Here is a 22,764-nt window from a genome sequence, read left to right as displayed (position 1 = left end):
TGGACCAAGCCGTCGACAATTCCTCCAGACAGTGGCGTCAGCCGGTGGCGCCGCGATGTTGCCTGCCTCCCTGGGAACGGGCGCGGCGTTTGCGCAAGGCGCCGGCGACACCCTGGTCATCGCCGCGCCAGCCACGCCGCAAGGGCTCGACATCGAATTCGACGTCAGCGTCGGCTCCATCGATGCGCTGGGTGCTCTCTACGAGTACATGCTTGCCTACGAAAAGGTCGAGGATCCCAACGCGCCGGGCGTGTTGCGCGAGGACACGTCGGTTCATGCCGACAAGCCCAACAACATGGCGCTCAAGGGCCGTCTGGCCGAGGCCTGGGATGTTTCGCCCGACGGTCGCCGTGCTACCTTCAAGCTGCGCGAGGGCGTCAAATCGAACTGGGGAAATCTGTTCACATCCAAGGATGTGAAATGGACGTGGGACCGCAAGTTCAACCTGAAAGGACAGGGCCTGTTCCAGACCGCCGTGCTCGGCCTGAATTCGCCCGACCAGATCAAGGTCGAGGGCGACTATGCGCTCTCATTCAATCTCGACAAGCCCAACCCGCTCCTGCTGAAGCAGCAATGCAACCTTGCCAACCCGATCTACGACGCAACGAAATGTGCCGCGGTCGGCGGCTCGGCCGATCCGTGGGCCGTCAACTTTCTCAAGAACGAGAGCGCGGGCTTCGGACCCTACAAGCTGGCCCAGCTCGTGCGAGGCCAGCAGGCCGTCTTCGAGGCGCGCGACGATTATTGGGACACCAAGCCGGCCATGAAGCGCGTCATCATGCGCGAAGTGCCGCAATCGGCGAGCCGCTTCTCCCTGCTGCAGGGTGGCGCGGTCGACATCGCCCAGTTCCTTCAGCCGCGCGAAATGGAAGCACTGAAGAGCCAGAAGACCGTAGCGGTCGATGCGGTCAACTCGTCCTACATGATCTGGCTGGAGCTCAACGCCAAGATCACGCCGTTCGACAATGTCGATGTGCGCCGGGCCGTCAACCTGGCAATTCCGCACGATGAGATCATTCGCACGATCTATTACGGGTATGCCGATCTCCAGACGGCGCCGATGCCCTACATCTACCCGATGGCTGACAAGAGCTTCTTCTCCTACAACTACGATCTGGCCAAGGCCAAGGCGCTGCTCGAGAAAGCCGGTGTCGGCAAGGGGCTCAGCACGACGCTTTCCTACAATGCGGGCGATCCGACCCAGGAGCCGATCGCACTTCTGATCCAGACATCGCTACGCCAGATCGGCATCGAGCTGACGCTCGAAAAACTTCCCGCTGGTGTGTTCTACGAAAACGTCACCAAGCGCGCCAAGCCGATGATTTTCTATCTGGATTCGCCGTGGACGCCGGATCCGGGCTATTCCACATATCTCTATTTCAACTCGAAAAGTTACGTAAACTATTCCAACTATGTCAGTACCGACGTCGATGCTCTCATTACCGAAGGGCTGGCGACGTTGGACAATGCGATCCGTCTGGAGAAGTACAAGCAAGTCCAGAAGACGCTGATGGAAGATGCGCCCTGGGGATTCATTGCCTATCCCAAATATACGTTGGCTCGCAAAGCAAATCTGAAGGGCTTTACCTACTACACGTCGAACAATCTGCGCTTTCAGGACTTCTCCCGAGGCTGACGGCCTTCGCCTCTCCGGGGCATGCTCCGGAGGGGCCTTTTGATCAAAGGGTGCCCATGCTCGCCATTCTTGGCTTGTGCACACGCATCGCGGTGATCAGACCGCGTTTCGCTGTCGGATATCTGATCGTCGCCATTGTTGTCATTCTCGCGATCTTGGCTCCGCTCATTGCGCCCTATTCGCCGACACAAGCTGACTCGACTAATTTCCTGCAGCCGCCCGGCGGCAGTCATCTGTTCGGGACCGACAATGTCGGCATGGATATCTTCAGCCGGGCGATCTATGCCCCCCGCATCGATCTGACCATCGCCATTTGCGGCACCGTGCTTTCGGCGCTTCTGGGCGGCTCCATGGGCGCGCTTGTCGGCTACTACAGCAGCGGGCGCGGCATCCGCGTTTGGGTCTCGTTCGCAGTAATGCGCGCTGCCGACGTGCTGCAGGCCTTTCCGGTCTTCGTGTTCGCGATCGCCTTGGTGGCGAGCCTCGGGCAGAGCATCCAGACGGTCGTGCTCGCCATCGCTTTCGTCAACGCACCCATCTATCTGCGTCTGATGCGTTCACAGGTGCTGAGCATCCGCTCGATGCGCTATGTCGAGGCGTCCACCGTCAACGGCCTTTCCGATTTCCAGACCATCGCCCGCCATGTCATCCCGAATGCGATGGCGCCGGTTCTGGCGCAGCTCTCGATCAATGTCGGCTGGGGAATTCTGCTGACCGCGGCCCTGTCCTTTATCGGCGCCGGCGTGCGCGCGCCCACCCCGGAATGGGGCAGCATGATTGCCATGGGCTTCCAGAACGTCGTCACCGGCCAATGGTGGCCGTCAATGTTCCCGGGCGCCATGCTTGCCATTACCGTCTTCGGCTTTTCGCTGGTTGGCGCCTCGATCGAGGTCCTGGCCGATCCCGCCAAGCGCCGCCAATTGCTGAACGATGCGCGCCAGCGTCGCGCGGGTCGTGCTGCCGCCGCATCCAGGCATCAATCCCTGGAGCAGGTTTGATGATGCGGGTCCTGAGTTATCTTGCCAAGCGCCTCGCCTTCGTCATCCCGCAATTGCTGGGCATCGCGCTCGTCAGCTTTCTTTTGGTGAAGAGCATTCCCGGCGATCCGGCCGTGCTGATGCTCGGACCAACCGCGACGACGGATGCCATTGCGAGCCTGCGTGGATCGCTCGGACTAGATCAGCCGCTTTACATTCAATTCTTCATCTATGTGAAAAGTATCCTGCATGGCGATCTCGGCACTTCCTGGCAGACAACTCGGCCGGTCCTGGAGGATCTGATGCAACGCTTCCCCGCAACGCTCGAGCTTGTGACCCTGTCGCTGCTGCTCGCGGTCGTGGTGGGCATTACCCTCGGTGTCTTTGCCGCCAAGCAGCCGAACGGCTGGGTCGCGCGCCTTGCCGATCTCTACGGCCTCGGCGCTGGTGCGCTTCCGGATTTCTGGTTCGCGCTCGTGCTGATCTTCGTCTTTTACACGCTGCTCGGCTGGGCGCCGGCGCCACTCGGGCGTATCGACATGATCGTCATCCCGCCAGAGCCGATAACCGGGGCGTACACCATAGATGCCCTTCTGGCCGGCGACCTCGACGCCTTTGGCTCCGCGCTGTCCCATCTCGTCCTGCCGGTCCTCGCGCTCGGGCTGCTCAATGCCGGACCCATTTTGAAGATGACGCAGGCGACCATGGAGAAGATGCTGGATTCTGATTTCAGCCGCTACGAGGTGCTGTGTGGCGTGCCGCAAAATCTCGTCGTCCGCCATGCGCTGAGAAATGCGCTGCCTTCGATTGTCACTATCATTAGCGTTCTCTATGGCTATCTGATCGGGGGAGCGGTGCTGGTAGAGATCGTCTTTTCCTGGGGCGGAGCCGGGCAATATGCGGTGCAGGGCGTCCTGAACTCCGACATCTATCCGGTTCTCGGTTTCGTGCTGTTCTCCGCCATCTTTTCCCTCATGGTCTATATCGCGGTCGACCTGATTTACGTCCTCCTCGATCCGCGCATCAGCAATTGAGATCACGGATGTCGCAACTCGCCGTTACATCCGAACAGCGACTTGAGAGCAGGGCACAGACTGCGGCGGCCCCGCTTGTCGACATCAAGGACCTGCGCGTGGAGTTTTCAGGCGCGAACGAGCCCAAGCAGGTCCTCAAGGGCGTGAGCCTGGCCGTGCTGCGCGGTGAGATCATCGGGCTCGTTGGCGAAAGCGGCGCGGGCAAGACGACCCTCGCGCGCTCGATCCTGGGGGTTCCGCCGGCGCCGGGGCGGATCAGGACCGGCGAGGTCATCTTCGACGGCCGCGATATCCTCGCCTTGCCGGAGCTGGAATTTCGCAAACTGCGCGGCCGCCGCCTATCCGTGGTGGTTCCCAATCCGCGCGCCGAGCTCAATCCGACCATGACCATTGGCCGGCAGATCGGCGCCATGGCGCGTATTCACCTCGGCGTCAGCCGGGCCGAGGCGGCACGTCTTGCCCTCACAATCCTGCGCGATGTGCAAATCCCTGATCCGGAATGGCGCATGAACGCCTATCCACATGAATTGTCAGGCGGCATGGCGCAGCGCGTGGTGATCGCCATGGCGCTGATTTGCAATCCGGCCTTCATCATTTCCGACGACGCGACCAGCGGCCTCGACGTCACCGTGCAGGCGCAGATCCTGTCATTGCTGAACCGTCTTGCCACCGGTCACGGCAGCTCCATGCTGTTCATCACGCGTGATATCGGCATAACCGCCCACTTCTGCGACCGCGTCGCGGTTCTCTATGCCGGCGAGATCATGGAGCTCGCGCCCCGCGAGAGCCTGTTCCTCAAACCGGCCCATCCTTACACGTTGACGCTGCTGGCAGCCTTTTCGCATAGCCCGAAATTGCGCGATACCTGGAGCGTTCCCCAAACAGGCCGGCGTCAAATACAGGCAGCGGGCTGCGGCTATGCCCATCGCTGCCCCCTGGCCCAGCCGGTGTGCAGCCAGCGCCGCCCGCCTTTCGCGGAGATCGGGCCAGGCCATTTTGCGCGTTGCCATTTTCCCGTGAGCCCCGAATGAGCGCCATTCTCGCCGTGGAAAACCTCTACAAGCGCTTTCCGATCGTCGGCTCCAAACAGGTCGTGCAGGCGATCAACAACGTGAGTCTTTCAATCCAACCCGGCGAGACACTGGGGCTTGTGGGCGAGAGCGGCTCCGGCAAGACGACCGTCGGGCGCTGCATCATCGGTTTGCTCGAACCGAGCGCCGGCACGATCAGCTTCAAGGGCAAGCCGATTTCGGGGCAGGGGGGCTCACGCGGTGATATCAGGGGTAAGGTCCAGTTTGTCTTTCAGGAACCGGCGGAATCTCTCGACCCGCGCATGAAGATCGGGCAATCGATCAGCGAGCCCTTGTTGCCGATGAAGCTCGACCGCGCCACACGTCAAAGCAAGACGCTGGAGGCGATCGGTTTGGTGCGCCTGGATCCGGATCTGCTCGATGCCTACCCCTCCGAGATTTCCGCCGGCCAACAGCAGCGCGTGGGAATTGCACGCGCGATGGTCACCCGGCCCGAGTTGGTCGTGCTCGATGAACCGACCTCGACGCTCGATCCGACGGCACGGGCCGAGATCATCGACCTCCTGCGGCGCATCCAGGCCGAGCGCAACACGGCCTATCTCTTCATCTCGCACGATCTTTCGACCGTGCGCTTCATCAGCCATCGGGTGGCGGTGATGTATCTAGGCATGATCGTCGAGCAGGGCGCGGCCGAGACTGTCTTCAACCGACCGCACCATCCCTATGCCAGCGGGCTGCTTTCATCCGTCCTGCTGCCGCACCCGCATCTGAAGATCGAGAGCACAGTCAGCCTCAAGGGCGAGATTCCAAGCCCCATCAACCTGCCGAAAGGTTGCTTCCTCGCTTCCCGCTGTCCCTTTGTGATCGAGCGCTGCCGCATGGAAATGCCGCCGATGTCGATCGTGGCGGAGGGCCACTTCGTTCATTGCTTCCGCCATGAGCACGTTGCCGCCTCGGTTCCGGCATCGGACACCTTCAACGTCTTCATGCGTGAGGCGGAACGCATTCTTAGCCGCAACAGCCACGCCACCCCTCTTCAAACCCAAACGCGTTGAACATCAGGAAACAAAAAATGGCAGGACGTCTTCAAGGAAAGAAAGCACTGGTTACCGGCGGCGCACGCGGCATTGGCGGCGCGATCGCGACTGCCTTCGCGCGCGAGGGTGCGGATGTCGCCGTGCTCGACCTCAAAATCGCGAACGCCGAAGCCAAGACCGCCGAACTGAAGCAGTTCGGCGTCAAGACAGTGGCGGTTGCTGCCGACGTCAGCAACCAAGCCCAGGTAGAGGCGGCCGTGGCGGCGGCGATCAAGGAGCTCGGCCAGATCGACATTCTCGTGAACAATGCCGGCATCGACACGACATCTGTAGTCACCGAAATGAGTACCTCGATGTGGGACGAGATGATGGCGGTTAATCTGCGCAGCGTCTTTCTGTGCACCCGTGCCGTGCTGAAGCCGATGATCGACCGCAAATTCGGCCGCATTATCAATATAGCCTCGCAGCTCGGGCATAAGGGCGCGCCGGAAATGGCCCATTACGCAGCGGCCAAGGCCGGCGTCATCGGCTTCACCAAATCGCTCGCCTATGAAGTCGCCCGCGATGGTGTGACGGCCAATGCCATCTGCCCCGGCCCGATCGAAACCGAGCTCTACCGCGGACTACCCGAGGAGTGGCGCAAGACCAAGCTCAACGAATTGCCGATCAGGCGCGCCGGCCAGGTGACGGAAATTGCGCCCACCGCGGTCCTCCTCGCCTCCGAGGAAGGGGCTTACTATGTCGGCGCGACGATGAACCCCAATGGTGGCGACGTCATGCTTTGACCGGGCGCCGCTTTTTCGATTTGCTCCGGCAAGCTGAAACGGCGCGAATTGAAGGAAATAAGTATGGCCGCAACAGACATCGGCGACAACAGGACTGGCGTCTCTGCCCTTATGGCTGAGGATGAGCCGAGGCGAAAACGCGACTATGCTGTTGGCGTGACCCGAATGACTGTCACTCATCTTCAGGAGATGATCCGTGACGGGCGGATCAAGCCCGGGGAGGCGCTCCCTCCGCAGCGCGATCTCGCTCGCGATCTGAATATCAGCCGTGCCACGCTACGCGAAGCTCTTTCGATACTCGCCACGATCGGGCAGATCGTGGCGAAACCGAGCGGGCGCGGCTTTGTCGTCAGCTCGGAGGATGATACGCTTGCAACACCCTCATGGCGCTTCGCGGCTCGGTATTCGCTGCGCGAGGTCTACCAGTTTCGCTATATCGTCGAGAGCAATGCCGCGCAGCTCGCCGCCATCGACCACACAAAAGAGGAAGTCGAGGAGCTGAAGGACAGCATCGAGGCTTTTCGCAAGGCGGCCCGAGCGCTCGATCTGGCGGCCTATGCCCAGGCCGATTTCGACTTCCACCGGATCATTCTGCGCATCTCTGGCAACAAGCTTCTGATCGATATGCATCAGACTTTTGCAAGCGTTCTCTTCGAAAGCCAATGCCTGCCGACCGAGCGCCCCGGCAGTCTATGGAACGCTGTCACCGAGCATGAGCGTGTCGTCGAAGCAATTGCGATGAATGATCCGGAGGGCGCGAGCTATTACATGCGCAAACACATCAGCATGGCGGGAAGCCGTGCCGGTTTGTTGCCGAGTGAACTGCCATAGCCCCGATCTGTACCGCCTATACAAAGGAATTGCATGACAAGGGCGATATCAGTCGGATCGGAGAGGGAACGGATGAACGACAGGCGACAACCCGTCCTTGACTTCAAGTCTGTAACCAAGCGCTATGGGGCGACCATTGCGTTGGACGACGTTTCGTTCGAACTCCACGCGGGCGAGGTCTGCGGCCTTCTCGGCGAGAACGGCGCGGGCAAGTCGACACTGGTCAAAATCCTGAGCGGCATCGTTTCGCCGGATACCGGCGAAATCCGCATTGCCGGGGAGCCTTTCTGTCCGCGCGGCGTTGTCGATGCCCGGGCCAAAGGCGTGTCCACTGCATTTCAGGAACTAAGCCTCGTCCCGACGCTTTCGGTCGCTGCGAATATGTTCCTGCCCCGGCCTGCGCTCAACCGCATCGGTCTCGTCCCGAAGCGCCAGCTCGAACGGGAGGTTCAGCAGATCCTCGAGGCGCATGACGTCACCGACATTTCTTCCTCGACACTTGTCGAAAACCTGTCGCTGGGCATGCGCCAGAGGATCGAGATCGTCCGCGCGCTCTGGCGTCGGCCCGCCGTGCTGCTGCTGGATGAAGTCACGGCTGCCCTTGCGGACCGGGAATGGCTGTTCGGTCTGGTCGATCGCATGCTGCAGGGGAACACGTCGATCCTCTACATCAGCCACAAGCTCGATGAGATCCGCCGCCTGTGCCGGCGCTGCGTGATTCTGCGTAACGGCAGGACGGTACTGGAAAGCGAAGTCGCCGGAATGAGCGATGAGGCCATTTTCAGTAGCATGGCCGGCCGTTCTATGATCGGGACCGCTACACACCAGCTTTCCTCCATCCGCGCGGGGGCGCCGCCTGTGCTGGAGGTCAGCCGGTTGAAGGGGCCAGGCATCGACGATGTCAGCTTTACGCTGGCGCCCGGCGAAATCCTCGGTGTCGCCGGGCTGGAAGGGCACGGCCAGTCGAACCTCTTCAAGGCACTGGTCGGCCTTTCACCGTTGCAGGAAGGCACGATCGCCATCGAAGGCGCACAAGGCACGATCCGCTCGCCGCGCGCCGCTCGCCGGCTCGGCCTGGTGCTGGTGCCCGAGGAGCGCAAGACCGAAGGCCTGTTCAACGATCTCAGCACCCAGGCCAATATTTCGCTGCCCGTCATCAACCAAGCGAGCCCGTTCCATTTCCTTAACGGGGCGGCCGAACGACGCCTGGTTGAAAAGGTGACGCCGATGGTGAACCTGCCCGAGCGCTATCTGCCCCTGAGCATCAGCGCTTTATCCGGCGGCAACCAGCAAAAGGCTATCCTCGCCCGCGCACTTCTCTCCGGGCCCCGCTGCCTGCTCCTGTTCGATCCGACACGTGGCGTCGATGTCGGTGCCAAGCAGAACATCTACGCCATGATGCGCGATTTCGTGAGCGAGGGCGGAGCGATCCTGTTCTACACGACTGAGCTCGACGAACTGGTCCATCTGTGTGACCGCTGCCTGATCCTCTACCGCAACGCTATCGCCGGCGAACTTAAGCGTGAAGAATTGTCCCAGGACAGGATCCTCTCCTTTGCCTCGGGCTATGCCGGCGGAGAACGATCCCTAGTATCCTCGAACGGAGCGTGACGATGGTTCGATCGACATCCTTCCTCCGGAAAATGGCCAGCAACGGCGCTACGGCGGCTTTCGTGCTGCTCTGCGTGATGCTCGTGATCTATGCTCTGCATGAACCTTCGGCACTGTCCCTGTTTGGGATCGGCAACCTTTTAAACAACACGGTCGTGCTCGCGCTGGCGTCCATTGGCCTCACACTTGTCGTGCTCTGTGGAGAACTCGATCTGTCCGGCCCTGGGGTCATCGCCATTGCGAATGTGGTTGTTGCCACAACCAGCACCGGCAGCTTCGGAAGCGTAGGCAGCCTGGTGGCGGTTCTTGCGATCGGTGCGGCGGTCGGCTTCTTGAACGGGTTCATGGTCGCCTATCTCAATCTGCAATCCCTTGCCGTGAGTCTGGGCACGCTGATCGCCTGCCAGGGCGTCGCCCTTCTGGTTCTGCCGGCACCCGGCGGCGAGGTGACGGACGCGATCGTCAACACCCTGACTGGCGATTTCTACGGCATTCCAGCTCCGGCGATCGTGTTGGCCTTGGCGGCCGGCCTGTGGCTTCTGTTGAAGCATTCGCGCATGGGCATATGGCTCTATGCCGTGGGAACGGACCAGCAGGCTTCGCGCTTGTCGGGCCTGAATGTGCGGTCGACGAAGCTGTTTGCCTTCGTCTCGTCGGGCCTGTGTTACGCGATGGCCGGTTATGTCTATTGCGCGGAGATCGGCTCGGGCGACCCACGCATCAGCGATTCCTTTCTGCTCTTCATGTATGCGGCCGTCGCCATCGGCGGCACTTCACTGAACGGGGGACGGGGAGGGGTCTTCGGTACCCTTGCGGGTGCGGGAATTCTCACCGTGCTGCAGAAAATGCTGTTCGCGCTTGGCGTCGCCGATTTCTACACGAACATTTTCAACGGAATCATCATGATCCTGGCGATCTTCTTCGGGCAGTTTTCGGCGTTGCTGGCGCGTGTACAACGCGTGAGGAAAGCCTGATGCAGATGCAAGAGCCTCCAATCTCAGCCGTATCCGCGGCCGTCAGCGAGGCACCCCCCGCTCGCCGAGCCCTGATCGGCGCCGAACTCCTGCCGGCCATCATGGTGTTGGCCGCCACGGTGATACTGGTGGCGGGCATGAAGATCGCCAACCCCGCCTTCGGCTCGTTCAATCAGCTTATCGCCATTCTGGTGACCGCGATCTTCCTGGTTGTAGCCTCCTTCGGGCAGGGCCTAGTCATTCTGCTCGGTGGCATCGATCTATCGCTAGGGGTGGTGATCGGAATCGGCGGCATGATGATCTCCGGATTGACGCGGGGAAGCGACGATGCCTTGCTCATGGCCATACCGGTGACGTTGTTTTGCTGCGCCGGAATCGGGTTGATCAACGGCATCGGCGTCGCGGTTGCCAAGCTTCCACCGTTCATCATCACTCTTTCATCGGGAATAACCTTTTTCGGTTTGGCCCTGGGCCTAACGGCCGGCAGTTCGCAGCAGCCGGTGGCCCCGGCCCTGCAAAAGTTCATGAACACCAGCCTGCTGGAAATACCCTATCCGATTCTGTTCATCATCCTGTTCGTGGTGGTGGCCTGGCTATTTCAGAACCGTACCGCCGAAGGGCGCAAGCTCTATGCCCTCGGCAGCAGCCCGGGCGCCGCCCGGATTCTCGGCTTGCCGATCACGGGCTTGACGATTGCGGTCTACACCATTGGCGGCCTGTGCGCCGGCATTACGGGCATCCTCCTGGCGGGCTATTCGTCAAGCGCTACGTTGGACATGGGCAATGCGCTGTTGATGCCGAGCATCGCGGCGGTGGTGATCGGGGGAGCCCGGGTGACGGGCGGCTCCGGCATTTATCTCGGCACGCTTGCCGGCGCGCTGTTTCTCAGTACGCTTTCGACAGTCATCACTGCCCTCAGCCTTTCACAGGGGTTCCGGGACCTCGTCCAGGGCGGGATTATCCTAATCGCTCTGCTGCTCCAGAGTGGGCGGCTGACCGTGCGAAACCGCTGATCATGGCGGGCATTCATGAAAATCAGAGAGGAAATGCGATATGAAGACAGATTGGCACAAGAACCTGCTTACCGGACTCGCTCCGGTCGTCCTGGCAGGAGCCGTGTTCGCAGCCGCGCCAGCCAGCGCCGCGGATCGCTACAAAGTCTTTCTGAACATGAGCTATAGCGGCAACACATGGCAGGCCGCTGCCGCCAATGGCATCAAGGCGCTTGCCGCGACGCCACCTTACGACAAGACCGTCGAGTTCAAGACGGTCATTTCGGGCACCGATGTCCAGCACCAGATATCTGACCTGCAAAGCATGGTCGCATCCGGCGCAAATGCCATCATCCTCTATCCACTTTCACCCACGGCGCTCAATCGGGTCATCAAGCAGGCCTGCGCCAAGGGTGTCGAGGTGTTTACATATGATAGCACGGTCACTGAGCCCTGCGCGCACAATGTCAGCAACATCACCGCCCGCTACGGCGCCAATTCGGCCCAGTGGATGGTCAACCAGATGGGCGGCAAGGGTGAGGTGATCTTCAATCACGGCGTTGCCGGTACCACGGTGACCAAGGTCTACGACGAGCAGGCCTACGGCGTCTTCAAGAAGTATCCTGGCATCAAGATCGTCGGCGATTTCTACGGCAACTGGAACGACGCGACCTCGCAGGAAGAAGTTGCCAAGATCCTGGCGGCGCACCCCAACGTCGATGGCATTTGGACCGTCGACGGCACTCATGGCTCGCTCCAGGCCGTAATCAACAAGCGGCCTGATCGCCTGGTCACGATCGCGGGCCAGTCCAACAACGGCTATCGTCTGGCCATGGCCGATCCCGCCATGCAGGCCAAGGAGTTGAAAGGCCTCTCTTCAAGCGCCGGCCCGGCGGTTGGCGGCTATGCCTTCAAGCTGATGATGGAAGTAGTTACCGGCAAGAAGAAGCTCGGCGGCAACAATATCGAATATCCTCTGCCCTGGGTCGAGCCGCAGGATGTTAAGATGTGCAAGGGCGAAAGCTTCGTGGATGGCTGCAACACCTTCCCGGCCGACAGGGTGCCCCCGCTGTTCATCGACACCGCCCTCAATGGCGATCTTCTGCCCGAACTCAGCCTGAAGTCCGTTCAGGACGGCATACCCACGCCTGGCGCCACCATTCAGGCGCTGCCGGACGTGCACATCGCCGACAACCTGGCCGGCATCAACTGCGGCACCTGCGAGACGGCGAAGGACTGGCTTGAGCCGAACAAGGTGAAGCCGATCCCGGTTCCCTGATCGATGAAATGAAGACAAGCGGGGCTTCGGTCCCGCATGTCGACCCAACGAATGATCTGAACGGGCACTGTCAACTTGACCGGGTCGGTGGCGGGTGAAGAGGATTTGCGGCGCGCATGCGCGCCACACCGCAATATCCGAAAGGCTCACTTTGCTCATCATAGGAATCGCCAATTCTTCAACAGGGAGAATGCTGGCGGTTCGGCGGTGAACGTTCAATCCTTGAAATTATTTCGAAATCGAGTCCGTTGGAGGATCTGGTGTGTGCTGCGGCTGCGCGGGTGCTGGTGGCGCTTGGTCCGCATCCTCAACTCGACATCTGGAGAAGGCCCTTGAGGTTGCAAAGCTCCTTCCCGGCGTAAAGCTGGTCCACGTATCCAGGCCGGATGTACGCGTTCCGGAAGGGGTGATCGGCTTTGTTGCCGCGCTAAAGGCGCAAGATGGCAGCCGCCTCAGCTTCGCAGTTGTCGGCAAGGACGATGATGTCGCGGCGTATTCCCGTGGCGGTTTCTGTATTTCGTCCGCGCTGGGCGCTTAGCCGCGCTTGTGCGCTTCGCCCAGCGCCAACGAGACCCGATGAGCAGCAGAAACTACAGCAGCAGCCTGAGCCATATTAAGGGTTGGATTTACGATCGCTGACGGGCCGACGATCCCTATGCTGCCTTCGAAATAAGAGCCGCTCGCAAAAATAGGAGCGGCAATCGCGTTCATTCCGCGAAGCTCTCGTCTGGAGCTTCGGCCCATCCCTGTCGACGCATTAGTCTTACTGAGTCAGAAAGCCGCAGAGTTTGCGCAGCCGGACTCAGGTAGTTTGAGAGGATTCGTTTTTTCAGCATGCGGGGGCTGGGATGGATCTTCAAGGGCAAAGCTGTGGGGTTCGGTTTTCCGCCTGTGTGGCGGGGCTTGTGCATCCAGGCCGCCTCCGAGCGTGTGGTCTTCATCAACACCGGCTTCCTCGACCGCACGGGCGACGAGATCCACACCTCGATCGAAGCCGGCCCGATGATCCGCAAGAACGACATGAAGGCGCAACCCTGGATCAAGTCTTATGAGGACTGGAACGTCGACAAGGGCCTGATCGGTGGCCTGCCCGGCCGCGCCCAGATCGGCAAGGGCATGTGGGCCGCGCCCGACAAGATGGCCGATATGCTGACCCAGAAGATCAGCCATCCGCAGGCTGGTGCCAGCACCGCTTGGGTGCCATCGCCGACGGCCGCCACGCTGCACGCGCTGCACTACCATCTGGTCGACGTGGCGAAGCGCCAGGCCGAGATCAAGCAGTCGGTGCCGCGCGCAAGGCTCTCCGACATCCTCACCATTCCGGTCTCGGGGTCGAACTGGGCGCCCGACGACGTCAAGCAGGAGATCGACAATAACTGCCAGGGCATCCTCGGCTACGTGGTGCGCTGGATCGACCAGGGTGTCGGCTGCTCCAAGGTGCCTGACATTCACGACGTCGGCCTGATGGAAGACCGTGCGACACTGCGTATCTCCAGCCAGCATCTCGCCAACTGGCTACACCACGACGTCGTTAGCAAGGGCCAGGTGATGGACGCACTGAAGCGCATGGCTGTCGTGGTCGACCGGCAGAACGCCGGTGATCCGCTATACAAGCCGATGGCCCCCGGGTTCGATGGCATCGCTTTCCAGACCGCGTGCGATCTGATCTTCAAGGGGCGTGAGCAGCCCAACGGCTATACCGAATTCATCCTTCACGCCCGCCGGAAGGAATCCAAGGCAGCCCGCTGAGGCGCGGGGAGATGCAAAAAGCCCCGGTTCGCGCCGGGGTTTTTTACTCGCGATTGTACCGAGGAGGACTCGCGAGCGATGGCAGGTACGCTTGTTCTGGATCGACAGAGCATAAACCTTGAGGGTCATCCTCCACTGACAAGTATGTATTTCATTCCGCCAATACGGCTCCGCCGACGCGCACCATCGCGAACAACATTCGGGACTCGGCTTTCCTTGCTTGTCGCAGACCGGCCGCGCGCGAATTACAAGACAGACCGAAAAACTCGTTGGGCTGCGAAAAACCCCGCCGTCGCTGGCGGGGTTTTTATTAGGGGACCTACTTTGCCCCGAAAGGGGGACAAACCTGTAGAGGACGAACTATGCCCAGGTGCTGCAGTGGGGCCGAGCTCGTCATTGCGGCATTCGGTTGCCGGTGGTGTGTCCGCGATTTCTACGAAGGCACGCCGCTACAACGCTGTCCTTGTCGCTTATCTCGTAGAGGAAGGCGCCAAGACTCTCGAATAAGAATAGCTCCGATCCGTCTTACCCTACCTTCGACCCTAGGGATGGCGCCATAAGGCGCCGTAATCCATGTTTGTGGAGCCTTAAGACGCCATAGAGTGCTTGACTTTTGGGGACGCGTCGGGGTATAGATGGTGTCATAAGACGCCATAAAATCAGGTAAGGGAGCCTTAAGACGCCATGCCCCCCCGTAGCCAACTCATGATCGCGCCGCCTTCTGCGATCCAGGAGGCAATTAGGCGTCTAGGGAATAATCTCCGAACCGCGCGCCTGCGTCGCAACCTTAGCCATGCCGAACTGGCGGCCAAGCTGGGCGTGGACCGACACGTCATTGCCGATGCCGAGAGCGGAAAGCTCAGCACGAGCGCTGGCGTGTACATCGGTATGCTCTGGGCGATGAACCTGCTCCCCTCGCTGGCCGAAGTCGCCGATCCGAAGAATGATGAGGAGGGATTAGCGCTCAGCGGCCTCGATGAGCGCGAGCGCGCGCGACCGGGAAGGGGGCCGAGCAATGCCTTCTGAGGAATGCTTCGTCTACATCACACTGCCCGGCCAAACCGAGCCGGTGACCGCAGGCCGCTACCAGCTCGACATCAATCGCCAAGGCGTCGCAGTGGGACAGTTTGTCTACGGCCTTAGCTATATCGAGCGGAAGGATCGTGTCGAGTTCGACCCGGTCGAACTGAAGCTCCAAATTCCCCCGTTCCGGACGACAAAGCTCCGCGGCAACTTCGGTGCGTTGCGCGACAGCTCTCCGGACGCGTGGGGACGCAAGCTGATCGAGACTCGCCTGGGCAATCCCTCGCCGACCGAGATTCAATACCTGCTCAACTCGCCCGACGATCGTGCCGGCGCGCTGGGCTTCGGTCTCAGTGTGCAACCTCCAGCGCCGGTTCGCACGTTCAACAAAACCCTCGATCTGGCACGTTTAATTGCGCTTGCCGACCAGATCGTCGCCGCCGAGAAGGATCCGAAAGCGCCAGCACCGGCGGGCTCAGACGCCGAACAGGCCGAGGCGCTGATGCGCGCCGGCACTTCCATGGGGGGCGCGCGACCCAAGGCCACCGTAGAGGACGAAGGCGCGCTCTGGCTGGCGAAATTCCCTCACCGCGAGGACAGATGGAACAATCCGCGTGTCGAACACGCCATGCTGACGCTTGCCCACGAGTGCGGGATCTCATGCGCCGAAAGCCGGATGACTACCGTCGGAGACAAGGATGTAGTGCTGGTGAGGCGGTTCGACCGTCATAAGGCTGAGAAAGGATATTTCCGAAGCAGGATGGCAAGCGCACTGACACTACTCGACGCGGACGATACCCCCGATACCGTCAATAAGCACCAGAAATGGTCTTATCTGCTACTTGCTGACGAGATACGGCGAGCGGCATCGGGTAGCCAGGCCAAGGATCTGCCCGAACTTTTCCGCCGCGTCTGCTTCAACGCGCTCATCTCCAACACGGACGATCATCCGCGCAACCACGCGATCCTCGCCAAAGAGCATGCTTGGTCATTGTCGCCCGCTTACGACCTAACTCCCAATCCCATGATCGCGCTGGAGCGACGCGATCTCGCGATGGCGTTCGGCAACTGGGGGCGGTACGCCAATCGGGCCAACCTGTTGTCACAGTGCGAGCGCTTTCTGCTTTCCAAGGAGGAGGCCACCGCGATCGTCGACGGCATGACCTCGACCATCGAGGCGGCGTGGTATCGGGTCTGTCGACACGCAGGCGTCAGCGAACGCGATTGTGAACTGATCCGCGGCGCATTCGTCTACGAGGGATTTGGCTACGACTTGAACGATCCCACAATAGCGACAGACGACGTCGACGAATTGCCTACCATGCGCCCCAGTTAAGGTCGGCCCGAACTATCTGGAAGCCGGATGATGATCATCATCGGCATCAGCAGATCGGGATCGGCACCCCGGCGATCAGCCGTCGGCGCGACGATTGCTCAGGACCGCGTTTCAGGATTAAGCTCAACCGGGTGCGCCGCACGCAGCTTTTCTGCCGGCGCCGTCTTAGGAATATATTCCATAATCTATGTTATGCAAACAATATCAACAGGTTAGCATTATGCAACATTCATCGCGCCGTTGCAACTGGCTGAGACATTCAATACGCTCTTCATCCGACCGGCGTATCCAGTTATTCCTTTGCTGAGCCATGATAATTTCGATCTCTCTTCGACCTTCGTCGTCCGATTTTGATTTCGATTTGGAGTCCGGGTAGAGCACCCAATGCCGAATCATTTGCCAGTCTTTGAAACACTGCTGAAAAAGAGTGGCCGTGTATGGAGTTGGAGCGTTTGCACGACCGAAGGCCGGGTCGTCATGCTCGGCACGGAAAGCCGCAGAACCTTTGCCAGATACAAAGCAAATACAGCGCTCTTCCTTATGTTGCTTTGCGCTCCATACTCAAACATGCAGCTGAGTGACAGCGACCGCAGGGGAGCAATGGAAAAGAAATCGGTAAGGATCAGAGATGCCTGGAATTCCTGAACATCGAAGCTTCATCTAAGAGAAATCAACTGCAACAATCCGGCCCATCCTTCGGCGCTGGAGAGGGACGGCCCGTGTCTCAACTAGAAAATTTTGCGGAGCCCGGGTCGAAGCGAATGTCATAACGATGCAGCTTCGCATAGACAGTACTCTTGGCAAGTCCGAGTGCGGCCGCGGTGGCCGTCACGTTTCCGTTGCACGACCTGAGCGTGCGCGAGATTAAGTCACGTTCGGAAGACTCGGCGAGAGACAGACCGGGCTTGCGCTCGCATGGTCGTTCGGTCCTCCGGATGGTATCGGGCAGGTCCGACGGTTCGATCGGGTCGCCGTTGCCTGTCAGCATGAGACTCTCGACCAGATTGCGCAGTTCGCGGACGTTGCCGGGCCAATCATGGTGCCGAAGGTGCGCGAGCGTCTCTGGCGCAAAACGGCGATCGGCAAGACCGTAGCGCGCCCTTGTCTGGGCGACGAAGTGATCGACCAGCAGCGGAATGTCGTCGCAGCGCTCCCGCAGCGGCGGTATGTCGACGGGAACGACGGCCAGCCGGTAGAACAGGTCCCTGCGGAAGCGCTGGGCGTCCACCTCCGCTTGCAGATCGCGGTTGGTCGCGGCGACGAGGCGGAAGTCCACCTTGCGCACCTCAGTCTCCCCGATCCTGCTGATCTCGCCATTCTCGAGAGCTCGCAGCAACATGGGCTGGAGCTCGAGCGGCAATTCACCGATCTCGTCGAGGAACAGGGTGCCGCGCGCCGCGGCCTCGATCTTTCCGGCCATGCCGCCGCGCCGCGCCCCGGTGAACGCGCCGTCGACATAGCCGAACAGTTCGCTGGCCAGCAGCTCGCGCGAGGCGCAGCCGCAATTGACGGCAATGAACGGGCCGCTCCGACGCGGTGACACGGCATGGATTCCGTGTGCGAACACCTCTTTCCCGACGCCGGTCTCGCCGAGCAGCAGCACCGGAGCCGCCGATATGCCGACGCGACGGCACTTCTCGACCACGCTGTGCATCTTTGGGCTGGCGTAGACTGTATTGGCAAAAGCCTGGGCCTCGCCTCGCGCTGACGACAAGAGCTTGCTGGAAGCCGCCGGCTTCGGCGCCACCATCACCGTGCCGAGGTGCTCACCCTGATGCACCACCGGCTTCAGCCATTCCTCCTTGATCCACGCCGGACGCGAGGCGCCAAGCAGCTGATCGTCGCGGCTGCCGAGCTGGGGAAAGCCGGACTGGCCTCCCGGCGCGCCGAGATCGCGCATGATCTGCGACATCTCTCCGCTGGCCTTGAATGGACGTCCGGCGCTGTCGAACAATACGGCATGATGCCGATCCGAAGACGGCAGCATCCAGAAGCACTGGTCGAGCAGCCGATAGCGGGCGTCCAGCTCCATCTGCAGCAGCTGAGCCTCGATGCGCGCCGCTGCCGAAATCGCCAGCGCGAGCGCCGGCCGCCCGTAGGAAGACGATAATCCGGAGATATCGATCGCGCCGATCACGGCGCCGTCGATGGGATCGCGAATGACGGAGGCCGAGCAGGTCCAGCGGTGGATGCCGGAGCAGAAATGCTCGGTGGCATGCACCTGGATCGGTTGCCCGGATTGTAAGGCCGTGCCGATCGCATTCGTCCCGCAGGTCGTCTCGCTCCAGTTGCTGCCGGGCAGCAAGTGCGTCTTCTCGACGGCATCGCGTAGCGCGAGCTTGGTGTCGCCCTCCAGGCGCAAGACAATGCCGTCGGCATCGGTCAGCACCATCACGGTGCCGGTTTCCAGCATGTAGTCGCGCGCCAGCGCCATCGTCGACGCGCCGGCCTGGACGAGACGACTGCGCTTGTCGAGCAGACGCTGCAGCCGGTCATCCCTGATCGGCACCGGAGCCTGGCCACGCCGATAGTCGACATCCGATTGCTGGCAACGCTGCCAGGAATCGGTAATGGCTGATCGCACGACCTGCCGACGCGAGCTGCTGCTTCCGGACAGGAAGCGTTCCCAGCTGGTCAGAACGTCGCGTTCGATACCTGGATTGGCGAAAGCATCCTCTGGCGTCTGACCCAACACGTTCCCTCCTTTGACGCGCTGAGTGGTCCGAATTGAACTGCCGGACCCCGAGCTTTATCTCCTGATTGTGAAGCCATCCATCGAAACGCGCAACCGGGTATCCCGACCTTGGTGCTATCCGGCTCGCCTCCGACCGCACCGCAACACGGCGAGGTCGGAGGCGGATTGAAGGCCTCAAGCCAGCAAAACCTACGCGGCCTTGCGCTGGCTCAGGCTGTCGTAGAAGGCGGTTTCGAAACGCATGTAGCCGGTGAACGAGGCCACGTCGGCAAAGGGCAGGATCTGGGTGGCCCAATAGCCGCCAAAGCCGTTCTGACGGTCGATCCAATAGAACAGGTTCGCCAGCCCAGCCCAGCCGAGCGCGCCGGCCGGCCGTCCGGTCGGAGCCGTCTCGTCATTGACCATGAAAGTGAACGCCCAGGATTTCGACAGGCCAGGGAAGAACTCCGCATCGTTCGAGAGCGATTTGATAACGCCCGGCAGCGCCGTCACCTTGAGATCGCCGAGCTGGTTCTTCTCGGCCATCATGACGGTCTCCGGCTTCAGCACCCGGCCGTGCGGGCCGGCTCCGTCGTTCAGCCACATGCGGATGAAGCGCATGTAGTCGCCGACCGTGCTGTAGAGGCCGTGGCCTCCCATATGGACCTCGGGATTGGCAGGCAATTCGAAGTCCATCGAGGTCAGTGAGCCGTCGGCGTTGCGCGCGTGCACGCCGGCCAGCTTGCTGCGTACCGCATCGTTGATCTCGAATGTCGTGTTGGTCATGCCGAGTGGTTTGAAGATGCGCTCGGCGAAGACCTCGCCCAGCCGCTTGCCGGTGATGCCTTCGACGACTTGCCCGACCCAATCAATGTTCGTCCCATATTCCCATTTCGAGCCGGGATCGAACAGCAGCGGGGTCATGATGGCGGCCTTCGACGAGGTGATCACGCTCGGCTGTCCGTGGTCGGTCGCCAGGCGCAGATAGTTCTCGTTGAAGAAGTCGTAGCCGAACCCGCCGGTGTGCAGCAGCAGCATGCGCGTGGTCACCTCACGCTTCGGGGCGCGAAGCCTGGGCTGGCCCTTGGCATCGAAGCCGTCGATCACCTGCAGCTTGCCGATATCAGGCGCGTAGGTCCTTGCCGGCGCATCGAGGTCGAGCTTGCCTTCCTCGATGAGTTGAAGGGCGGCCGTGCCGGTGATCGCCTTGGTCGTCGAGAAGATGGCAAAGCTGCTATCGGTCGTCATCGCCGCCGACTGGTCGATGCGACGCTTGCCCACGGCCCCCTCGTAGATGTTGCCGGTGCGATCTGTCACCATCGCCACCACGCCCGGGACGCCCTGGCCGGTCGTGACGGTTTCATTGAGGACGGCATCAGCCGCCGCCTTGAAGTCCTTGGTCATGTGTTCCTCCGAATTGTCGTGATGATGCGGGACGCAGGGCCGCGCCCACCAATAAAATGGTTGCGCGGCCCCGTCGTTACTGCTTGGCAAAGCCGGGATAGGCCGAAGAGGCGACCTCATCGCACTTCTGGCGATAGGTTCCGACGCCGCCGATATAGGAGAGCAGACGGCGCGGCTTGCCCTCGACGTTCGAGCCCATGTACCAGGAGTTCGTTTTGGTCACGAGGGTCGTGTTCGCGATCTCATCGTGATGCGCGATCCAGGCGTCCTGCGTATCCTTGGTCGGCTCGATGACGCTCAGATGGTTCTTCTTGAGATAAGCGATGCAATCGCTGATCCACTCGACCTGCTGCTGAAGGCATGTCGTCATGTTGCAGAGCGCCGTCGACGGCGCCAGCGGCGCGCCTGTGGTGAAGAGGTTCGGGTAGCCGTGGACCTGAAGCCCCATCGTGGTCCTGATGTCGCGGCTCCACTCGTCCTTCAGCGAGCGACCGTCGCGGCCCCGGATATCGATGCGGGTCAGCGCACCCGAGCCGGCGTCGAAGCCGGTCGCCAGGATGATCACATCCAGGTCGTACGCCGTTCCGTCGGTGAGCTCGATACCCTGGGGCGTGATGCGCTTGATCGGGTTGTTCTTGACGCTGACCAGCTCGACATTCGCCTGGTGGTAGGCCTCCAGGTAGTTGGTCTCGAGCGGGACGCGATGCGTGCCGAATCCGTAATCGGTCGGGATCAGCGTCTCGCAGAGCTTGGGATCCTTGAGGCGTGCCCGCATCTTCTTGCGGACGAACTCGGAGATCTCCTCGCTGACGTCCTCCTCGAAGAACATCTCCACGAATGAGGCGAGCCACAGCCGCAGCGAGCCTTCATCCCAGATCTTCTCCAGAACGGCGTGACGTTGCTCCGGGCTGAGATCCTTCCAATTGCCGTTGGTGAAGTCGTATTCGAACCCGGTGAACGAGTGGGGCAGGGTTTTGCGGAATTCCTCGAACCGCGCCTTGTAACCCTCGACCTCCTTCGACCCGTATTTCGGGTTCTTCATCGGGATGATGTATTGCGGCGTGCGCACGAACACCTTCATGCTGCCGACCTCGCCGGCGATCGTCTGAATCACCTGGATGCCGGTGGCACCGTTGCCGACCACGCCGACGCGCTTGCCGGCGAGATCGAGCTTGTCCTTAGGATAGCGGCCGGTGTGGACGAGGGTGCCCTTGAATGTCTCCTGTCCAGGAAACACCGACGTCAGCGGCGCCGACAGCATGCCGCAGCAGGTGATCAGGAACTGGGCGTCGATGGTGTCGCCCTTGTCGGTCGTGATCGTCCAGCGCTGTGTCGCCTCGTTGAAGACCGCGCTCGCAACCGTCGTGCTGAAGCGGATATCTTTGCGCAGGTCGAGCTTGTCGGCGACGTAGTTGAGCCACTTTTCGATCTCGGGCTGACCGGGGAAGCGCTCGCTCCAGCTCCAGCCTTTGTAGAGCTCCTCCGAGAACAGGTACTGGTAGATATAGGCCTCGGAGTCGAAGCGTGCTCCCGGATAGCGATTCCAGTACCAGGTGCCGCCCACGCCGGTGGCCGTATCGACGGCCTTGACCTTGAGGCCCTGCTCGTCGCGCAGTTTGTAGAGCTGGTAAAGGCCGGCAACCCCTGTGCCGATCACGACCGCGTCCAGGCTTTCATGTTGGCGCGCGCCATTCGTCCCGTGCTCACTCATGCATTCCCTCCCATTGTGAAAACTTTGTTCTGTCCCTCGTCGCGAGGTGAGGGACGCAAGGGGAGCTACGCAGATTGCGTGCCAGGACCGGGATCTGGGCTTAAGCGCTTGCGGTGACTGGGTTGTCGGTTGGGGGGCGATGTCAAATGCGTTCGAAATTCAAACGGGACGAGGTTGGATCGACCGAATTTCGATCGAAGTGCCCCCTGCATTCCGGTGCCGAGGACGCTGCCATATCTTGGATCCTTCAATCGTTCGACCTCCGCGCCGGCGTACACAAGGCTGGGCAGGCGCGCTGCCGAAAGCCCCGAGGATATTGGTGATCGATGGAGGGAAGGGGCCCGAACCCGCGGTCCGAGAGAACGATGGTCTGCGCTCCGCGGCCGACAGGTCTTCGCGCCTGAGCATTTCTGAATCCCTATTCGCAAGAATTGCGCTAAGATGGGTTTTTCAGATGGGGTTTTCCCATGTTCGATACTGCAACTGCCGCGCTTTCGCGCGCGATCCTCGACGAGATCTGCGAGAGCGTTTCCGGCCACGAGACGGGCGCCAAGGCACATGTCGCTTCCGCAATCCTGGAAGCGGCCGCCAAAGGCGCGACCTCGCCCGACAGCCTGAAATCTATCGGCCGCAGAGTCCTCTCCGAAACGCCATCCATGTGGCGGTAGTGGACGCTAGTC

The 22,764-nt window shown here is 61.1% G+C and carries 18 protein-coding genes and 1 pseudogene; 15 read left to right on the top strand and 4 right to left on the bottom strand.

What is annotated here, in order from left to right:
* Window positions 1-55 precede the first annotated feature (55 nt).
* The 11 genes from IVB18_RS50840 to IVB18_RS50790 all read left to right on the top strand — a co-directional run bounded on the left by IVB18_RS50840 (window position 56) and on the right by IVB18_RS50790 (window position 12,187).
* Window positions 56-1,636, top strand: a complete 1,581-nt coding sequence (locus IVB18_RS50840) for an ABC transporter substrate-binding protein (protein ID WP_247992015.1) — start codon at window positions 56-58, stop codon at window positions 1,634-1,636.
* A gap of 56 nt (window positions 1,637-1,692) precedes the next feature.
* Window positions 1,693-2,634 (top strand): ABC transporter permease, encoded by a 942-nt coding sequence (locus IVB18_RS50835; RefSeq protein WP_247992014.1) that lies wholly within the window; start codon window positions 1,693-1,695, stop codon window positions 2,632-2,634.
* On the top strand, window positions 2,634-3,647 hold the full coding sequence (locus tag IVB18_RS50830; protein ID WP_247992013.1) for an ABC transporter permease: 1,014 nt from the start codon (window positions 2,634-2,636) through the stop codon (window positions 3,645-3,647). The genes IVB18_RS50835 and IVB18_RS50830 overlap by 1 nt, the downstream gene beginning before the upstream one ends.
* Before the next feature lie 8 nt (window positions 3,648-3,655).
* On the top strand, window positions 3,656-4,678 hold the full coding sequence (locus IVB18_RS50825) for an ABC transporter ATP-binding protein (protein WP_247992012.1): 1,023 nt from the start codon (window positions 3,656-3,658) through the stop codon (window positions 4,676-4,678).
* Complete coding sequence (locus IVB18_RS50820) at window positions 4,597-5,733, top strand: ABC transporter ATP-binding protein (protein ID WP_247992011.1); 1,137 nt, start codon at window positions 4,597-4,599, stop codon at window positions 5,731-5,733. The genes IVB18_RS50825 and IVB18_RS50820 overlap by 82 nt, the downstream gene beginning before the upstream one ends.
* Window positions 5,734-5,750: 17 nt before the next feature.
* Window positions 5,751-6,500 carry a 3-oxoacyl-ACP reductase FabG gene (fabG, locus tag IVB18_RS50815; protein WP_247992010.1) on the top strand — a complete coding sequence of 250 codons (750 nt, stop codon included), beginning with the start codon at window positions 5,751-5,753 and terminating at the stop codon, window positions 6,498-6,500.
* 165 nt (window positions 6,501-6,665) lie between these two features.
* Window positions 6,666-7,331 carry a FadR/GntR family transcriptional regulator gene (locus IVB18_RS50810; RefSeq protein WP_247992009.1) on the top strand — a complete coding sequence of 222 codons (666 nt, stop codon included), beginning with the start codon at window positions 6,666-6,668 and terminating at the stop codon, window positions 7,329-7,331.
* Window positions 7,332-7,403: 72 nt separating this feature from the next.
* Window positions 7,404-8,942: a sugar ABC transporter ATP-binding protein gene (locus IVB18_RS50805; protein WP_247992008.1), complete on the top strand. Its 1,539-nt coding sequence runs from the start codon at window positions 7,404-7,406 to the stop codon at window positions 8,940-8,942.
* A gap of 32 nt (window positions 8,943-8,974) precedes the next feature.
* Complete coding sequence (locus IVB18_RS50800; protein ID WP_247992007.1) at window positions 8,975-9,916, top strand: ABC transporter permease; 942 nt, start codon at window positions 8,975-8,977, stop codon at window positions 9,914-9,916.
* Window positions 9,916-10,929 carry an ABC transporter permease gene (locus IVB18_RS50795; protein WP_247992006.1) on the top strand — a complete coding sequence of 338 codons (1,014 nt, stop codon included), beginning with the start codon at window positions 9,916-9,918 and terminating at the stop codon, window positions 10,927-10,929. Before IVB18_RS50800 ends, IVB18_RS50795 begins: the two co-directional genes overlap by 1 nt.
* Before the next feature lie 40 nt (window positions 10,930-10,969).
* Complete coding sequence (locus IVB18_RS50790; protein WP_247992005.1) at window positions 10,970-12,187, top strand: sugar ABC transporter substrate-binding protein; 1,218 nt, start codon at window positions 10,970-10,972, stop codon at window positions 12,185-12,187.
* A gap of 534 nt (window positions 12,188-12,721) precedes the next feature.
* Here IVB18_RS50790 and IVB18_RS50785 read toward each other — a convergent pair.
* Window positions 12,722-12,898, bottom strand: coding sequence for a hypothetical protein (locus tag IVB18_RS50785; RefSeq protein WP_247992004.1), 177 nt, complete (start codon window positions 12,896-12,898; stop codon window positions 12,722-12,724).
* 195 nt (window positions 12,899-13,093) lie between these two features.
* Here IVB18_RS50785 and IVB18_RS50780 point away from each other — a divergent pair.
* The 3 genes and pseudogenes from IVB18_RS50780 to IVB18_RS50770 form a co-directional block, all read left to right on the top strand.
* Window positions 13,094-13,936: pseudogene (locus IVB18_RS50780) on the top strand (malate synthase G); the annotation flags it as partial.
* Window positions 13,937-14,641: 705 nt separating this feature from the next.
* Window positions 14,642-14,962, top strand: a complete 321-nt coding sequence (locus IVB18_RS50775; RefSeq protein ID WP_247992003.1) for a helix-turn-helix transcriptional regulator — start codon at window positions 14,642-14,644, stop codon at window positions 14,960-14,962.
* A complete protein-coding gene (locus tag IVB18_RS50770) occupies window positions 14,952-16,295 on the top strand; it encodes a HipA domain-containing protein (protein WP_276581235.1) in 1,344 nt (447 codons plus the stop codon). The genes IVB18_RS50775 and IVB18_RS50770 overlap by 11 nt, the downstream gene beginning before the upstream one ends.
* Before the next feature lie 724 nt (window positions 16,296-17,019).
* Here IVB18_RS50770 and IVB18_RS50765 read toward each other — a convergent pair.
* From IVB18_RS50765 to IVB18_RS50755, 3 genes are all read right to left on the bottom strand, one after another.
* Entirely contained in the window at window positions 17,020-18,990 is a 1,971-nt protein-coding gene (locus IVB18_RS50765; protein ID WP_247992001.1) for a sigma-54-dependent Fis family transcriptional regulator, read from the bottom strand.
* A gap of 189 nt (window positions 18,991-19,179) precedes the next feature.
* Window positions 19,180-20,373, bottom strand: coding sequence for a serine hydrolase domain-containing protein (locus IVB18_RS50760; RefSeq protein ID WP_247992000.1), 1,194 nt, complete (start codon window positions 20,371-20,373; stop codon window positions 19,180-19,182).
* Window positions 20,374-20,449: 76 nt separating this feature from the next.
* The gene (locus IVB18_RS50755) at window positions 20,450-22,084 is read right to left on the bottom strand and encodes an NAD(P)/FAD-dependent oxidoreductase (RefSeq protein ID WP_247991999.1); all 1,635 of its coding nucleotides are present in this window, start codon (window positions 22,082-22,084) and stop codon (window positions 20,450-20,452) included.
* 467 nt (window positions 22,085-22,551) lie between these two features.
* On the opposite strand from IVB18_RS50755, the gene IVB18_RS50750 reads away from it, so the two are divergent.
* A complete protein-coding gene (locus tag IVB18_RS50750; protein ID WP_247991998.1) occupies window positions 22,552-22,752 on the top strand; it encodes a hypothetical protein in 201 nt (66 codons plus the stop codon).
* The last annotated feature ends 12 nt before the right edge of the window (window positions 22,753-22,764 follow it).

Origin of the sequence: Bradyrhizobium sp. 186, assembly GCF_023101685.1 — a bacterium.
GTDB lineage: Bacteria > Pseudomonadota > Alphaproteobacteria > Rhizobiales > Xanthobacteraceae > Bradyrhizobium.
The sequence above is the reverse complement of the archived record's forward strand: the minus strand, read 5'-3'. Positions and strand labels throughout refer to the sequence as shown.

Bases quoted from the DNA above. Each gene is read 5' to 3' on its own strand.
- IVB18_RS50785 (WP_247992004.1), bottom strand. From the start codon at position 12,898: ATGAACGCGATTGCCGCTCCTATTTTTGCGAGCGGCTCTTATTTCGAA.
- IVB18_RS50810 (WP_247992009.1), top strand. From the start codon at position 6,666: ATGACTGTCACTCATCTTCAGGAGATGATCCGTGACGGGCGGATCAAG.
- IVB18_RS50840 (WP_247992015.1), top strand. From the start codon at position 56: ATGTTGCCTGCCTCCCTGGGAACGGGCGCGGCGTTTGCGCAAGGCGCC.
- IVB18_RS50830 (WP_247992013.1), top strand. From the start codon at position 2,634: ATGATGCGGGTCCTGAGTTATCTTGCCAAGCGCCTCGCCTTCGTCATC.
- IVB18_RS50750 (WP_247991998.1), top strand. From the start codon at position 22,552: ATGTTCGATACTGCAACTGCCGCGCTTTCGCGCGCGATCCTCGACGAG.
- fabG (WP_247992010.1), top strand. From the start codon at position 5,751: ATGGCAGGACGTCTTCAAGGAAAGAAAGCACTGGTTACCGGCGGCGCA.
- IVB18_RS50805 (WP_247992008.1), top strand. From the start codon at position 7,404: ATGAACGACAGGCGACAACCCGTCCTTGACTTCAAGTCTGTAACCAAG.
- IVB18_RS50790 (WP_247992005.1), top strand. From the start codon at position 10,970: ATGAAGACAGATTGGCACAAGAACCTGCTTACCGGACTCGCTCCGGTC.
- IVB18_RS50755 (WP_247991999.1), bottom strand. From the start codon at position 22,084: ATGAGTGAGCACGGGACGAATGGCGCGCGCCAACATGAAAGCCTGGAC.
- IVB18_RS50800 (WP_247992007.1), top strand. From the start codon at position 8,975: ATGGCCAGCAACGGCGCTACGGCGGCTTTCGTGCTGCTCTGCGTGATG.
- IVB18_RS50825 (WP_247992012.1), top strand. From the start codon at position 3,656: ATGTCGCAACTCGCCGTTACATCCGAACAGCGACTTGAGAGCAGGGCA.
- IVB18_RS50775 (WP_247992003.1), top strand. From the start codon at position 14,642: ATGATCGCGCCGCCTTCTGCGATCCAGGAGGCAATTAGGCGTCTAGGG.
- IVB18_RS50760 (WP_247992000.1), bottom strand. From the start codon at position 20,373: ATGACCAAGGACTTCAAGGCGGCGGCTGATGCCGTCCTCAATGAAACC.
- IVB18_RS50795 (WP_247992006.1), top strand. From the start codon at position 9,916: ATGCAGATGCAAGAGCCTCCAATCTCAGCCGTATCCGCGGCCGTCAGC.
- IVB18_RS50770 (WP_276581235.1), top strand. From the start codon at position 14,952: ATGCCTTCTGAGGAATGCTTCGTCTACATCACACTGCCCGGCCAAACC.
- IVB18_RS50835 (WP_247992014.1), top strand. From the start codon at position 1,693: ATGCTCGCCATTCTTGGCTTGTGCACACGCATCGCGGTGATCAGACCG.